This is a genomic window from Paracoccus simplex (assembly GCF_042648325.1).
GTDB classification, from domain to species: domain Bacteria; phylum Pseudomonadota; class Alphaproteobacteria; order Rhodobacterales; family Rhodobacteraceae; genus Paracoccus; species Paracoccus simplex.
This window is the reverse complement of the sequence record NZ_JBHRXE010000019.1, coordinates 3,077-15,617: the sequence shown is the minus strand read 5'-3', so window position 1 is coordinate 15,617 and position 12,541 is coordinate 3,077. Positions and strand designations below refer to the sequence as shown.

The 12,541-nt window shown below is 66.8% G+C and carries 14 protein-coding genes and 1 pseudogene; 2 read left to right on the top strand and 13 right to left on the bottom strand.

The window, feature by feature from the left end; translation table 11 throughout:
• Window positions 1-123: 123 nt before the first annotated feature.
• The 11 genes and pseudogenes from nuoF to uvrA form a co-directional block, all read right to left on the bottom strand.
• Window positions 124-1,419 carry an NADH-quinone oxidoreductase subunit NuoF gene (nuoF, locus tag ACFOMP_RS08580; protein WP_379029523.1) on the bottom strand — a complete coding sequence of 432 codons (1,296 nt, stop codon included), beginning with the start codon at window positions 1,417-1,419 and terminating at the stop codon, window positions 124-126.
• A 4-nt stretch (window positions 1,420-1,423) separates the two neighbouring features.
• Window positions 1,424-1,678: a DUF5337 domain-containing protein gene (locus ACFOMP_RS08575; RefSeq protein WP_289893285.1), complete on the bottom strand. Its 255-nt coding sequence runs from the start codon at window positions 1,676-1,678 to the stop codon at window positions 1,424-1,426.
• Complete coding sequence (locus tag ACFOMP_RS08570; RefSeq protein WP_379029520.1) at window positions 1,678-2,268, bottom strand: hypothetical protein; 591 nt, start codon at window positions 2,266-2,268, stop codon at window positions 1,678-1,680. The genes ACFOMP_RS08575 and ACFOMP_RS08570 overlap by 1 nt, the downstream gene beginning before the upstream one ends.
• A gap of 33 nt (window positions 2,269-2,301) precedes the next feature.
• Window positions 2,302-3,018 (bottom strand): annotated as a pseudogene (nuoE, locus tag ACFOMP_RS08565) (NADH-quinone oxidoreductase subunit NuoE); the annotation flags it as partial.
• Window positions 3,018-4,256 carry an NADH-quinone oxidoreductase subunit D gene (locus tag ACFOMP_RS08560; protein ID WP_289893282.1) on the bottom strand — a complete coding sequence of 413 codons (1,239 nt, stop codon included), beginning with the start codon at window positions 4,254-4,256 and terminating at the stop codon, window positions 3,018-3,020. The gene ACFOMP_RS08560 and the pseudogene nuoE, both read right to left, overlap by 1 nt.
• A 2-nt stretch (window positions 4,257-4,258) precedes the next feature.
• Window positions 4,259-4,690, bottom strand: coding sequence for a thioesterase family protein (locus ACFOMP_RS08555; protein WP_289893281.1), 432 nt, complete (start codon window positions 4,688-4,690; stop codon window positions 4,259-4,261).
• Window positions 4,687-5,301, bottom strand: a complete 615-nt coding sequence (locus ACFOMP_RS08550; RefSeq protein WP_019351787.1) for an NADH-quinone oxidoreductase subunit C — start codon at window positions 5,299-5,301, stop codon at window positions 4,687-4,689. Before ACFOMP_RS08550 ends, ACFOMP_RS08555 begins: the two co-directional genes overlap by 4 nt.
• Window positions 5,302-5,305: 4 nt before the next feature.
• Window positions 5,306-5,839: a NuoB/complex I 20 kDa subunit family protein gene (locus ACFOMP_RS08545; protein ID WP_289893280.1), complete on the bottom strand. Its 534-nt coding sequence runs from the start codon at window positions 5,837-5,839 to the stop codon at window positions 5,306-5,308.
• Complete coding sequence (locus tag ACFOMP_RS08540) at window positions 5,830-6,195, bottom strand: NADH-quinone oxidoreductase subunit A (RefSeq protein WP_019352138.1); 366 nt, start codon at window positions 6,193-6,195, stop codon at window positions 5,830-5,832. Before ACFOMP_RS08540 ends, ACFOMP_RS08545 begins: the two co-directional genes overlap by 10 nt.
• 182 nt (window positions 6,196-6,377) lie before the next feature.
• On the bottom strand, window positions 6,378-6,746 hold the full coding sequence (locus tag ACFOMP_RS08535; RefSeq protein ID WP_379029514.1) for a DUF4260 domain-containing protein: 369 nt from the start codon (window positions 6,744-6,746) through the stop codon (window positions 6,378-6,380).
• A complete protein-coding gene (gene uvrA, locus ACFOMP_RS08530; protein ID WP_379029511.1) occupies window positions 6,743-9,601 on the bottom strand; it encodes an excinuclease ABC subunit UvrA in 2,859 nt (952 codons plus the stop codon). The genes ACFOMP_RS08535 and uvrA overlap by 4 nt, the downstream gene beginning before the upstream one ends.
• Window positions 9,602-9,750: 149 nt before the next feature.
• On the opposite strand from uvrA, the gene ACFOMP_RS08525 reads away from it, so the two are divergent.
• A complete protein-coding gene (locus ACFOMP_RS08525; RefSeq protein WP_289893277.1) occupies window positions 9,751-10,104 on the top strand; it encodes a GFA family protein in 354 nt (117 codons plus the stop codon).
• Here ACFOMP_RS08525 and moaA read toward each other — a convergent pair.
• Window positions 10,101-11,135, bottom strand: coding sequence for a GTP 3',8-cyclase MoaA (gene moaA, locus ACFOMP_RS08520; protein ID WP_379029508.1), 1,035 nt, complete (start codon window positions 11,133-11,135; stop codon window positions 10,101-10,103). The genes ACFOMP_RS08525 and moaA overlap by 4 nt on opposite strands.
• 123 nt (window positions 11,136-11,258) lie before the next feature.
• On the opposite strand from moaA, the gene ACFOMP_RS08515 reads away from it, so the two are divergent.
• Window positions 11,259-11,807, top strand: a complete 549-nt coding sequence (locus tag ACFOMP_RS08515) for a hypothetical protein (RefSeq protein WP_379029505.1) — start codon at window positions 11,259-11,261, stop codon at window positions 11,805-11,807.
• Here the strand turns inward: ACFOMP_RS08515 and ACFOMP_RS08510 are convergent.
• Window positions 11,795-12,505, bottom strand: a complete 711-nt coding sequence (locus ACFOMP_RS08510) for a DNA alkylation repair protein (RefSeq protein WP_379029635.1) — start codon at window positions 12,503-12,505, stop codon at window positions 11,795-11,797. The two genes, ACFOMP_RS08515 and ACFOMP_RS08510, sit on opposite strands and share 13 nt — an antisense overlap.
• Between the last annotated feature and the right edge of the window lie 36 nt (window positions 12,506-12,541).

Genomic DNA, 12,541 nt, shown 5'->3' with positions numbered 1-12,541 from the left:
CGGTCATAACACGGCCGCGCCCCATGGGTTCGACACCTTGTCTTGAGCGCTGCCCGGCCATGCCGGCGCCGTCCCCCAAGGGGGTCCGCCGCGCCGCATCGTCCCGGACCTGCGCCATGGCTCTTACTCCGCCGCCATCGCGCCCATGCGCCCGGTGCGCTTGGCCTTGATGCGGTCCTCGATCTCCTCGCGGAAGTTGCGGATCAGGCCCTGGATCGGCCAGGCGGCCGCATCGCCCAAGGCGCAGATGGTGTGTCCTTCGACCTGCTTGGTCACGTCGAAGAGCATGTCGATCTCCTCGACCTCGGCATCGCCGCGCACCAGCCGCTCCATGACCCGCATCATCCAGCCGGTGCCTTCGCGGCAGGGAGTGCACTGGCCGCAGCTTTCGTGCTTGAAGAATTTCGACAGCCGCCAGATCGCCTTCACCACGTCGGTGTCCTGATCCATGACGATCATGCAGGCGGTGCCGAAGCTGGATTTCAGCTCGCGCATGCCATCGTAATCCATGATGGCGGTCTCGCACATCTCGGCGGTCAGCACCGGGCAGGAGGCACCGCCGGGGATCACCGCCTTGAGGTTCTTCCAGCCGCCGCGGATGCCGCCGCCATGCTTCTCGATCAGCTCGCGCATGGGGATCGACATGGCCTCTTCGACCACGCAGGGGGTGTTCACATGACCGGTCAGGCCGAACAGCTTCACGCCCGCGTTGTTCGGGCGGCCGAAGCCGGCGAACCATTCGGCGCCGCGGCGCAGGATGGTCGGCACCACGGCGATCGATTCGACGTTGTTCACCGTGGTCGGGCAGCCATAGAGGCCCGCGCCCGCCGGGAAGGGCGGCTTCATGCGCGGCATGCCCTTCTTGCCCTCAAGGCTTTCCAGCAGCGCGGTTTCCTCGCCGCAGATATAGGCGCCGGCGCCGTGGTGCAGGTAAAGGTCGAAATCCCAGCCCGACTGGGCGGCGTTGCGGCCCAGCAGCCCCGCGTCATAGCATTCGTCGATGGCGGCCTGCAGCGCCTCGCGCTCGCGGATGAACTCGCCGCGAATGTAGATATAGGCGGCATGGGCGCCCATGGCGAAGCTGGCGATCAGCGCGCCCTCGATCAGCGTATGCGGATCGTGGCGCATGATCTCGCGGTCCTTGCAGGTCGCGGGTTCGGATTCGTCGGCGTTGATGACCAGATAGGACGGGCGGCCGTCCGATTCCTTGGGCATGAAGGACCATTTCATCCCGGTCGGGAAACCGGCGCCGCCGCGGCCGCGCAGGCCCGAGGCCTTCATCTCGTCGATGATTTTGTCGCGGCCGCGCTGGATGATGGCGGCGGTGCCGTCCCAGCAGCCGCGCTTCTGCGCGCCGGCCAAGCTGCGGTCGCCCATGCCGTAGATGTTCGTAAAGATCCGGTCCTGATCGTTCAGCATCGTCTTATCCTTGTCCCTGCGAGGACGCATTGCGCCGCCGCCAGATCCGCCAGGTCACCAGAAGCGACCAGATCAAGGCCCCAATCGCCGCCAGATCGGCGAGAAAGGCGTATTTCGCGGGCCAGTCCTGCTGGCCCCCCAGCCATTGCACCCCAAGCCACAGCGCCATGGTGACGGCGATCACCACCGCCACCAGCCGCATCTGCCGCGCATCGGCCGGAGGGCTCTGCGCCGGGTCCTGTCTCGCGGGGCGGGCCATCAGCCGGCCTCGCCCGTATCGACGCGGCGCGAATGGGCCGTCTCACCCCCCGCCGCCAGCAGTCTCGCCTGGCCGACCCAGTCGTCGGCCTCGATCCGGCTGCCCATCCGGCCCATGCGCTGCGCGAAACCCGCAGCCGCGTCACGGTCCCAGGCGGCGATCTGCGCATAGCGCGTCACGCCATGTTCCTGCAGCCAGTCCGAGATCTTGGGGCCGATGCCCTTGATCCGCCGCAGGTCGTCGGCCGTCGGCGCGGCTGCCCCGGCCGGCATGGCCTTGTCCATGGGCATCTGCGCCGCCGTCGGCTGCTCGGGCAGCAAGGCCGAGACCAGCAGCGCCTCGGGCTGGCTGTCCAGCTGGCGGCGCTGCAGATCCTCGGGCATCACCGGCACGAAGGGCGGCAGCGGCTCGGGTTGCCCCTCGCAGATCAGCCAGACCATCAGCGCGCCGAACAGCGCGAAGGTCACCGCACCCAGGAACAGCCCGGCCAGCCAGTGCAGATCACCGATGCCCGAGGCGGACAACAGCACCAAGACCCCGGCGATGGCCGCCGAGATCCAGCAGTTCCTGTTGCACTCAACCCGTTCCATCGTGATCGGACTTCTTTCCGCCCCCGTGATTTAAGCGTGTTTTTCCGCGCCAAGCCAAGGCGTGGTGATCGGGACCTCGGTGCCGTCGATGCGCGTGATCGTATCGCCCAGCCGCACCGCCAGCGCCACGCTGCCGTTATACTGCTCGCCGCCCTTCAGATCGGCCAGCGCGGTCGGGCCGCCCAGGGCCTCGGCCGAGAAGCGGCCGTTCTGCGGGCCCGGCAGCGGCACTTCGCCCGCCGCGACGCGGTCGATCAGCGCCGCAAGTCTTTCGGCGGTCAGATCCTCGTAGAAATCCTTGCCGATCTGGGCCATGGGCGCATTGGTGCAGGCGCCCAGGCATTCGACCTCTTCCCAGGAAAAGCGGCCATCGGCCGAAAGCGTATGCGGCGCCGGCGCGATCTTTTCCTTGCAGACCCGGATCAGTTCCTCGGCGCCGCAGATCATGCAGGTCGTGGTGCCGCAGATCTGGATATGGGCGACGGTGCCGACCGGATAGAGCTGGAACATGAAATAGAAGGTCGCGACCTCGAGCGCGCGGATATAGGGCATGCCCAGCAGATCGGCGCAGTATTCGATGGCGGGACGGGACAGCCAGCCTTCCTGTTCCTGCGCGCGCCACAGCACCGGGATGATCGCCGATTGCTGGCGGCCTTCCGGGTATTTGGTCATCTGGGCGCGGGCCCATTCCAGGTTGGCGGGGGTGAACTCGAACGAGTCCGGCTGGATGGGGGACAGACGGCGCAGCATCAGCGGTCAACCTCTCCGAAAACGATGTCGAGCGTGGCGATGATCGCCGGGACGTCGGCCAGCATGTGGCCTTTGGACATCCAGTCGATCGACTGCAGATGCGCAAATCCCGGCGCCCGCAGCTTGGCCCGCCAGGGCTTGTTGGTGCCGTCGGCGACCAGGTAGACGCCGAACTCGCCCTTGGGCGCCTCGACGGCGGCATAGACTTCGCCCGCCGGAACCTTGAAGCCCTCGGTATACAGCTTGAAGTGATGGATCAGGCTTTCCATGTCGCGCTTCATGTCGGCGCGCTTCGGCGGCGCCAGCTTGCCACGCGCCAGCACGTCGCCGGCCGGTTCGGCCCGCAGCTTCTGGATGGCCTGCTGCATGATCTTGGTCGATTCCCGCATCTCGGCCATGCGGCACAGGAAGCGGTCGTAGCAATCGCCATTGGTGCCGACCGGGATCTGGAAATCGAACTCGTCGTAGCATTCATAGGGCTGGCTGCGGCGCAGGTCCCAGGCCAGGCCCGAGCCGCGCACCATCACCCCGGTATAGCCCCAATCCAGCGCGTCCTCCTCGGACACCACGCCGATGCCGACCAGGCGCTGCTTGAAGATCCGGTTCTCGACCAGCAGGGTGTCGAGGTCGTCGACCAGCTTCGGGAAGCGCTCGCACCATTCCTCGATGTCGTCCAGCAGGTCCGGAGGCAGATCCTGGTGCACCCCGCCGGGGCGGAAATAGGCGGCGTGCAGCCGCGCCCCGCAGGCGCGTTCGTAGAACACCATCAGCTCCTCGCGCGCCTCGAAGCCCCAAAGCGGCGGGGTCAGCGCGCCCACGTCCAGCGCGCCGGTGGTCAGGCCCATCAGGTGGTTCAGGATGCGGCCGATCTCGGAATAGAGCACCCGGATCAGGCTGGCGCGGCGCGGGATCTGCGTGCCGGTCAGCCGCTCGATGGCCAGGCACCAGGCATGTTCCTGGTTCATTGGCGCCACGTAATCGAGCCGGTCCAGATAGGGCAGGTTCTGCAGATAGGTGCGGCTTTCCATCAGCTTCTCGGTGCCGCGGTGCAGCAGGCCGATATGCGGGTCGGCGCGTTCGACGATCTCGCCGTCCAGCTCCAGCACCATGCGCAGCACGCCATGCGCGGCCGGGTGCTGCGGACCGAAGTTGATGTTGAAATTGCGGATGCTCTGCTCGCCGGTCAGGGCGTCGACCGAGCCGTCGTCATAGCTGCTCTTGCGGATGTCGCCGTCCATGGTCATCCCTCCAGCCCGGCCATGGCGCGCTTGGCGGCCAGCCGGTCGTTGAATTTCGCGGTAGTGATCAGCGCGCGGCGGTGCCGGCCGGCGCCGATGCGGTCGATGCCGTCATGGGCCACGACCTTGAACCAGATGAAGCGCCCGTCGATCTCCTCGACCTCGGTCTCGACGGTGACCGCCTGGCCGGGCAGGGTCGGGGCGGTATGGTCCACGTCCACATGCACGCCCAGCGAATCCTCGCCTTCCGCGTAATAGGGGCGCAACTGCTCGACGCAGGCCCATTCCATCAGCCCGACCATCTTGGCCGTGGCGAAGACCGCCGGCATCTGCGGAAACGCGCCGCGATCCGCGAACAGCGCCCGCACGGTATCGTCCTCGGCAACCGTCATGCTGAAGCGGGCGCGGGCGCCGGGGGTCAGGCCGGGTTTCACTTCTTCGCCTCCGGGGCTTTCTCGTCGCCGGGCAGCACGTATTTCGCACCCTCCCACGGCGACAGGAAATCGAACTGGCGGTATTCCTGCACCAGCTTCACCGGCTCGTAGACCACGCGCTTCTCGACATCGTTCCAGCGCACCTCGACATAGCCGGTGGTCGGGAAATCCTTGCGCAGCGGATAGCCGCGGAAACCGTAATCGGTCACGATGCGGCGCAGGTCCGGGTGACCCGAGAACAGGATGCCGAACAGGTCGAACACCTCGCGCTCGTACCAGTCGGCGCCGGGGAAGATGCCGGTCAGGCTGGGGACCAGCTCGTCCTCGCGCACCTGGACCTTCACGCGGATGCGCTGGTTCTGGTACATCGACAGCAGGTGATAGACTAGGTCGAAGCGCGCCGGCCGGGCCGGATTGTCGACGGCGGTGATGTCGATCAGCGTCGAAAAGCGGCAGTTCGGATCGTTGCGCAGGAACTCGATCAGGCCGATCACGCCGGACAGCGTGGCATTCACCGTCAGCTCGCCAAAGGTGACCCGGGTCGAGATCACGTCGCTTTCGCGGCGCAGGGTGATGTGCTCGGCCAGTTCCAGCAGGGTGTCGTCGGACATGGCCTTACCTCACCAGCGTGCCGGTGCGCCGGATGCGGCGCTGAAGTTGCAGGATGCCGTAGAGCAGCGCCTCGGCAGTCGGGGGGCAGCCGGGAACGTAGATGTCCACCGGCACGATGCGGTCGCAGCCGCGCACCACCGAATAGGAATAATGGTAATAGCCGCCGCCATTGGCGCAGCTTCCCATGCTGATGACATAGCGCGGCTCGGGCATCTGGTCATAGACCTTGCGCAGCGCCGGGGCCATCTTGTTGGTCAGCGTGCCGGCGACGATCATCAGGTCGGACTGGCGCGGGCTGGCGCGCGGCGCGGTGCCGAAACGCTCCAGGTCGTAGCGCGGCATCGAGGTCTGCATCATCTCGACCGCGCAGCAGGCCAGGCCGAAGGTCATCCAGTGCAGGCTGCCGTTGCGGGCCCAGTTGATGATGTCTTCGGTCGTGGTCAGCAGGAAGCCCTTGTCCTGCAGCTCGCGGTTCAGCTCGGCCGTGGCGAAATCACGGTCGGCGCCCGCGGTGTTCGGGCCGGTCATCACGCCCATTCCAGCGCCCCCTTCTTCCATTCATAGGCAAAGCCCACTGTCAGGACCCCCAGGAACAATATCATGCCCCAGAAGGCCACGTCCGTCAGGCTGCCGAAGCTGACCGCCCAGGGGAACAGGAAGGCCACCTCGAGGTCGAAGATGATGAACAGGATCGACACCAGGTAGAAGCGCACGTCGAACTTCATCCGGGCGTCGTCGAAGGCGTTGAAGCCGCATTCATAGGCGCTGACCTTTTCCGGATCCGGGTTGCGGACCGCCAGGACCGCCGCGGCCAGAATCAGCACGATGGCAAGGCCCGAGGCCATCCCCAGAAAAACCAGGATCGGCAGGTATTCTTGCAGCAGATATTCCACTGGGTTGGGCTCCCTTTCGCTCGCAGGAACCCGACTGGCGCCCCGCGATGGGTTTGGCTGACGCCCGTTTAGCCCCGGTCGCCGGTATGGTCAACGGTCGGACCCCGCGTCATACTGCCTTTGCAAGGCCGGGGAGGCGACAAAAGCACAGCTTTCAGGACCGGACTTTCTAGGTACTTTACTCAGCTTTCGCGGCCGATGCGACCCAGATGCGTATTGCGAAAGTCCGTAGGCCGTTTCAGCCCATATCCCAGCGCCCGGTCGATACCGATATGGGCCAGCCACAGCCCGCCGCCAGCGATCAGCCCCGTCGATCCCAGCGCCACCCCGGCCGCCGCCATCAAGAAGGGCAGCGCATAGAGATGGACCAGGTTGTAAAGCGCGGCGCCGATCCGCCGTCCGGCCAGATAGCCCAGCATCGACAGGTCGGGCGCCAGCAGAATCGCCAGCCAGACCAGCGCCCCCCAGCCGGGAGAGGCGAGCGCCGCGACCAGCAGCCCGCCAAGCCCCAGCCCCGCGCCTTCCAGCCGCTGCCAGAGGATCGGACTCATTCCGCCGCCCGGCTGCGCGCGGCGCCGAGCAGCGGCGCCAGATAGCGGCCGGTATGGCTTGCCTCGACCCCGGCCACGGCCTCGGGGGTGCCGGTGGCGACGATGCGGCCGCCGCCGTCCCCGCCCTCGGGGCCGATGTCGATGATCCAGTCGGCGGTCTTGATGACATCAAGGTTATGCTCGATCACCACCACCGTATTGCCCTGGTCGACCAGGGAATGCAGCACTTCCAGCAGCTTGCGCACATCCTCGAAATGCAGCCCGGTGGTCGGTTCGTCCAGGATATACAGCGTCTTGCCGGTCGCGCGGCGCGACAGTTCCTTGGACAGCTTGACCCGCTGCGCCTCGCCGCCCGAAAGCGTCGTGGCCTGCTGGCCGACCTTGATATAGCCCAGGCCCACCTCGACCAGCGCGTCCATCTTGTCGCGGATCGAGGGCACGGCCTTGAAGAATTCCTGCGCATCCTCGACGGTCATGTCCAGCACGTCGGCGATGGACTTGCCCTTGAACTGCACCTCGAGCGTCTCGCGGTTGTAGCGCTTGCCCTTGCAGGTCTCGCAGGTGACGTAAACGTCGGGCAGGAAATGCATCTCGATTTTGATGACGCCGTCGCCCTGGCAGGCCTCGCAGCGGCCGCCCTTGACGTTGAAGCTGAAGCGGCCGGGCTTGTAGCCGCGCGCCTTCGACTCGGGCAGGCCGGCATACCAGTCGCGGATATGCGTGTAGGCGCCGGTATAGGTTGCGGGGTTCGATCGCGGCGTCCGCCCGATGGGCCGCTGGTCGATGTCGATGACCTTGTCCAGCAATTCCAGGCCCTTGATCGTCTCGCAGGGCGCAGGGGTCTGGCGGGCGCCGTTCAGCCGCAGGCTGGCGGTCTTGAACAGGGTCTCGATCGTCAGCGTGGATTTGCCGCCGCCCGAGACGCCGGTCACGCAGACGAACTTGCCCAAGGGAAACTCGGCGGTGACGTCCTTGAGGTTGTTGCCAGTGGCGCCGACCACCTTGATCGCCTTGCCATTGCCCTTGCGGCGCTGCGCGGGCACCGCGATTTCGCGCGCGCCGGACAGGTATTGCCCCGTCAGGCTGCAGGGATCGGCGGCGATCTCGGCCGGGGTGCCGCGGGCGACCACCTGGCCGCCATGCACGCCGGCGCCCGGCCCCATGTCGAAGACGTAATCGGCATGGCGGATCGCATCCTCGTCATGCTCGACCACCACGACCGAATTGCCCTGGTCGCGCAACCCCTTCAGCGTCGAAAGCAGCCGGTCGTTGTCGCGCTGGTGCAGGCCGATCGAGGGCTCGTCCAAAACGTAAAGCACCCCGGTCAGGCCCGAGCCGATCTGGCTGGCGAGGCGAATCCGCTGGCTTTCGCCACCTGACAGCGTACCCGCGGCGCGGGACAGCGTCAGGTAATCCAGACCCACGTTCACCAGGAAGCCCAGTCGTTCGCGGATCTCCTTGAGGATCGCGGCGGCGATCTCGTTCTTCTGCTTGGTCAGATGGGCGGGCGCGGCCTCGACCCAGGCCAGCGCCTCGCGGATCGACAGCTCGGTGACCTGGCCGATATGGGTATCCGCGATCTTGACCGCCAGCGCCTCGGGCTTCAGCCGGTAGCCCTCGCAGGCGCCGCAGGGACGGTTGTTCTGGTATTTCTCGAACTCCTCGCGCACCCAGGCCGAGTCGCTTTCGCGCAGGCGGCGTTCCATGTTCGGGATCACGCCCTCGAACTGGCGGGCGACCTCGTAGACCCGGCCGGCATCGTCGAAGCGGAACGGGATCTCGTCCTGGCCCGAGCCGCGCAGGAACATCTGCCGCACCGATTCCGGCAGATCCTTCCACGGCGTCTTCTTGTCGAAGCCATAGAACTTGGCCAGCGCATTGATGGTCTGGGTCAGATAGGCCGATTTCGACTTGGCCCAAGGCGCGACGGCCCCCTGCGCCACCGACAGCGCCGAATCGGGCACCACCAGCCGCTCGTCGAAGAACAGCTCGACCCCCAGCCCGTCGCAGACCGGGCAGGCGCCGAAGGGCGCGTTAAAGGAAAACAGCCGCGGCTCGATCTCGGGGATGGTGAAGCCGCTGACCGGGCAGGCGAAATTCTCGCTGAAGGTGATGCGTTCGGGCTCCCCCTCGGCCGGCGCGGTTTCCAGCACCGCGATACCGTCGGCCAGGTCCAGCGCGGTGCGGAAACTGTCGGCCAGCCGCGTCTCCATGCCCTCGCGCACGACGATGCGGTCCACCACCACGTCGATATTGTGGCGGAATTTCTTGTCCAGAACCGGTGGTTCGTCCAGTTCGTGGAACTGGCCGTTGACCTTGACGCGCTGGAAGCCCTGCTTGCGCAGCTCCAGGAATTCCTTTTTGTATTCGCCCTTGCGGTCGCGGACGATGGGCGCCAGCAGATAGGCGCGCGTGCCCTCGGGCAGCTCCATCACCCGGTCCACCATGTCCTGCACCTGCTGCGCCTCGATGGGCAGGCCGGTCGCCGGCGAATAGGGCGTGCCGGCGCGGGCGAACAAGAGCCGCAGATAGTCATAGATCTCGGTCACCGTGCCGACGGTCGAGCGCGGGTTCTTCGAGGTGGTCTTCTGCTCGATGGAAATCGCCGGCGACAGGCCGGTGATATGGTCCACGTCCGGCTTGCCCATCATGTCGAGGAACTGCCGGGCATAGGCCGACAGGCTTTCGACATAGCGCCTCTGCCCCTCGGCATAGATGGTGTCGAAGGCGAGGCTGGACTTGCCCGAGCCGGACAGGCCGGTGATCACCACCAGCTGGTCGCGGGGAATGTCCATGTCCACGTTCTTCAGATTGTGCTCGCGCGCGCCGCGAACCTCGATGAACTTCTGTTCCATCGCGCCAGTCCTGATTCCGCCAAGCGCATGAGATAGGCATCTGCGGCGAAATGGCAACCCAGAACGGAACAACTCGGGAACATTTCTGCTTGCGACCCCGGCCGCCCTGCCCCACCATGCGGGCCGAATCGCGAAATCGGAGGTGCGAAATGACCCGACAGCATTACAAGGGCAGCTGCCAATGCGGCAGCGTCGCCTATGAGGTGGATGCCGATCTGGACCAGACCTTCACCTGCAACTGTTCGCGCTGCCAGCGGCTGGGCTTCGTGCTGGCCTTCGTGCCCAGGGCGGATTTCCACCTGACCAGCGACGGGCCGGTGACGGAATACCTGTTCAACCGCAAGCAGATCCATCACCGCTTCTGCCCGACCTGCGGCGTGGAATCCTATGCTTTCGGCACCGGGCCGGACGGGGCCGAGATGGTGGCGGTGAACGTGAATTGCCTGGAAGGGGTCGATCCGCGCGGGCTGGCCAGCCAGGCGGTGGACGGGGCCAGCTACTAGCCGCCGGTATGGCTCATGAAGCGGCTGACCTGGCCGGCGACATGCCGGCGGGAATAGTCGAAATCATGGCCCTTGGGCTTGCGGGTGATGGCGGCGCGGATGGCGGCGCGCAGGGGCGCGTCATCCGGGCCGGCGCGCAGCGGCGCGCGCAGGTCGGCGCGATCCTCCTGCCCCAGGCACATGAACAGCTCGCCCGTGCAGGTGACGCGCACCCGGTTGCAGCTTTCGCAGAAATTATGCGTCAGCGGCGTGATGAAGCCGATTTTCTGCCCGGTCTCCTCAAGCCGGACATAGCGCGCCGGCCCGCCGGTGCGCTCGGCCAGCGGCGTCAGGGTAAAGCGTTCCGCAAGCCGGGCGCGCAGGTCGGACAGCGCCCAATACTGGTCCAGCCGCTGCTCCTCACCCATCTCGCCCATGGGCATGACCTCGATGAAGGTCAGGTCATGGTCGTGCGCCGCGCACCAGTCGGTCAGGCGGAACAGCTCGTCCTCGTTGAAGCCCTTCAGCGCCACGGCATTGATCTTGACCCGCATGCCGGCAGCCTTGGCGGCTTCGATGCCCTGCAAGACCTGCGGCAATCTGCCCCAGCGGGTGATCCGGGCGAAACGCTCCTCGTCCAGCGTATCCAGCGAGACATTGACCCGCCGCACGCCGCAATCGGCCAGTTCATCGGCGAATCGCGCCAGCTGGCTGCCATTGGTGGTCAGCGTCAATTCGTCCAGGCCGGTGCCCAGATGCCGGGACATGGCGCGGAAGAATTCCATGATGTTGCGCCGCACCAGGGGCTCGCCGCCGGTGACGCGCAGCTTGCGCACCCCCAGGCCGATGAAGGCAGAGCACAGCCGATCCAGCTCCTCCAGCGTCAGCAGGTCGCGCTTGGGCAGGAACTGCATATGCTCGGCCATGCAATAGGTGCAGCGAAAATCGCAGCGATCCGTCACCGATACCCGAAGATAGGTGATCGGCCTGGCAAAGGGGTCTATCAGCGGGGCCTGCGCGTCCATGCCGCAAAGATAGGGCGGGGCCGGCATCGGCACAAGCCGGCCGATCCGTTAATCCTGTCGTAACCATGAATGGAAGCTCGGGTGGACAGGCGGGCGCCGACGGGTCTAGCCTCGACCCCACCACCATGCGGAAGACGAGGGGAACCGTTAATGATCAAGCCGATCCTGCGCCTTCCGGGCGCGCTGGCGCTGCTGGCGCTGGCCGCCTGCACCCAGAACCCGCAGACAGGGGACGCGCCCGCCGGCCGGGTGATGGAGGGCATGATCGACCCCGCGACCGGCCAGCCGGTGATCTCGGGCCCGGTCCTGACCGGCACGGCGCCGCGTACGCCGGGCAAGACGCTCAGCACCGCCCCGCCCCCCACGCCCGCGGCCCGCACCGCGGCGGAATTCGACACCACGACGCGCGAGCAGAAGGCCGCGGCGGCCACCGCGCCGGCCAGCGGCGAACGCCGGCTCGGCACCACCATCGCCTCGCTGGGGGATCCGTCGCAGCCGGGCTTCTGGATCAAGACGCCGCTGGCAAAATCCGAATCGGAGGGCCGGATCGTGAACCCGGCGAACGGCAAATCCGCCAAGGTGCGGCTGATCCCGATGGGCGGCCCGGCCAGCGCCGGCAGCCAGGTCTCTCTGCCGGCGCTGCAGCTGATCGGCGTCAGCCTGACCGACCTGCCCACCATCGAGGTCTATGGCAGCTGATCGCCGTTGCCGGGCGCATCCTTGCGGTTCTCGGGCAGCCACCGTCCCGCCTCGCGCCGGGCAAAGGGCTTCAACCGCGGCCCATGCGCCGCCAGCCAGTCGCGGACGCGCTGCGGATCGTGCTTAGACAGGTCGCGCAGCCAACTGCCGATGGCCTTCTGGATGAACCATTCGCGGTCATCAGCCAGCCGTTCAAGCCAGGACAGCACCCGTTCGCGCCGCGCCAGATCCTGCGGCTTGGGATTGCGGATGCGGGTCCAGGGCAGGGTTCCGACCAGGGCGGCGCGCCGCACCCACAGGCTGGGATGATCCAGCCACAGCGCCACTTCGTCGAGTCGCGCAGGTTCCGCCAGCAACCGCCGCTCGCCGGCCTTCATGGCGTGATCGGCGATTGCCCAGCCGTCGAATTGCGGCACCCAGCCGGCGATCAGCCGCCAGACCGGCTCGTCCGGCCGGATGCGGGCCTGGGTCAGCAGCTTCGCCGCCGCGATCCGCGCCTCATGCACGTCGCTGTCCCAGAGCCGCCGCGCCAGATCGACCCGCGCCGGCACCTCCCTGCCCTCGCGCCAGGCACGGGCGAGCGTGTCGATCTCGGGCACCGAAACGCCCAGATAGACCCGCGGCGCCTTGTGATAGGCCGCCATCTCGGCCGCCTTGACGGCATCGCCGCGCGCCTTCAACTCGTCCAGTTCCCGCATCTGTCTCGTGCCCTCGATTCTCAAAGCGCCACGCGG

Coding starts and splice junctions, on each gene's coding strand:
- uvrA (WP_379029511.1), bottom strand. CDS start 9,601: ATGGAACAGAAGTTCATCGAGGTTCGCGGCGCGCGCGAGCACAATCTG.
- moaA (WP_379029508.1), bottom strand. CDS start 11,135: ATGCCGGCCCCGCCCTATCTTTGCGGCATGGACGCGCAGGCCCCGCTG.
- ACFOMP_RS08545 (WP_289893280.1), bottom strand. CDS start 5,839: ATGGGCGTGATGACCGGCCCGAACACCGCGGGCGCCGACCGTGATTTC.
- ACFOMP_RS08575 (WP_289893285.1), bottom strand. CDS start 1,678: ATGGCCCGCCCCGCGAGACAGGACCCGGCGCAGAGCCCTCCGGCCGAT.
- ACFOMP_RS08560 (WP_289893282.1), bottom strand. CDS start 4,256: ATGGACGGCGACATCCGCAAGAGCAGCTATGACGACGGCTCGGTCGAC.
- ACFOMP_RS08550 (WP_019351787.1), bottom strand. CDS start 5,301: ATGTCCGACGACACCCTGCTGGAACTGGCCGAGCACATCACCCTGCGC.
- ACFOMP_RS08525 (WP_289893277.1), top strand. CDS start 9,751: ATGACCCGACAGCATTACAAGGGCAGCTGCCAATGCGGCAGCGTCGCC.
- ACFOMP_RS08570 (WP_379029520.1), bottom strand. CDS start 2,268: ATGGAACGGGTTGAGTGCAACAGGAACTGCTGGATCTCGGCGGCCATC.
- ACFOMP_RS08510 (WP_379029635.1), bottom strand. CDS start 12,505: ATGCGGGAACTGGACGAGTTGAAGGCGCGCGGCGATGCCGTCAAGGCG.
- nuoF (WP_379029523.1), bottom strand. CDS start 1,419: ATGCTGAACGATCAGGACCGGATCTTTACGAACATCTACGGCATGGGC.
- ACFOMP_RS08535 (WP_379029514.1), bottom strand. CDS start 6,746: ATGAGTCCGATCCTCTGGCAGCGGCTGGAAGGCGCGGGGCTGGGGCTT.
- ACFOMP_RS08515 (WP_379029505.1), top strand. CDS start 11,259: ATGATCAAGCCGATCCTGCGCCTTCCGGGCGCGCTGGCGCTGCTGGCG.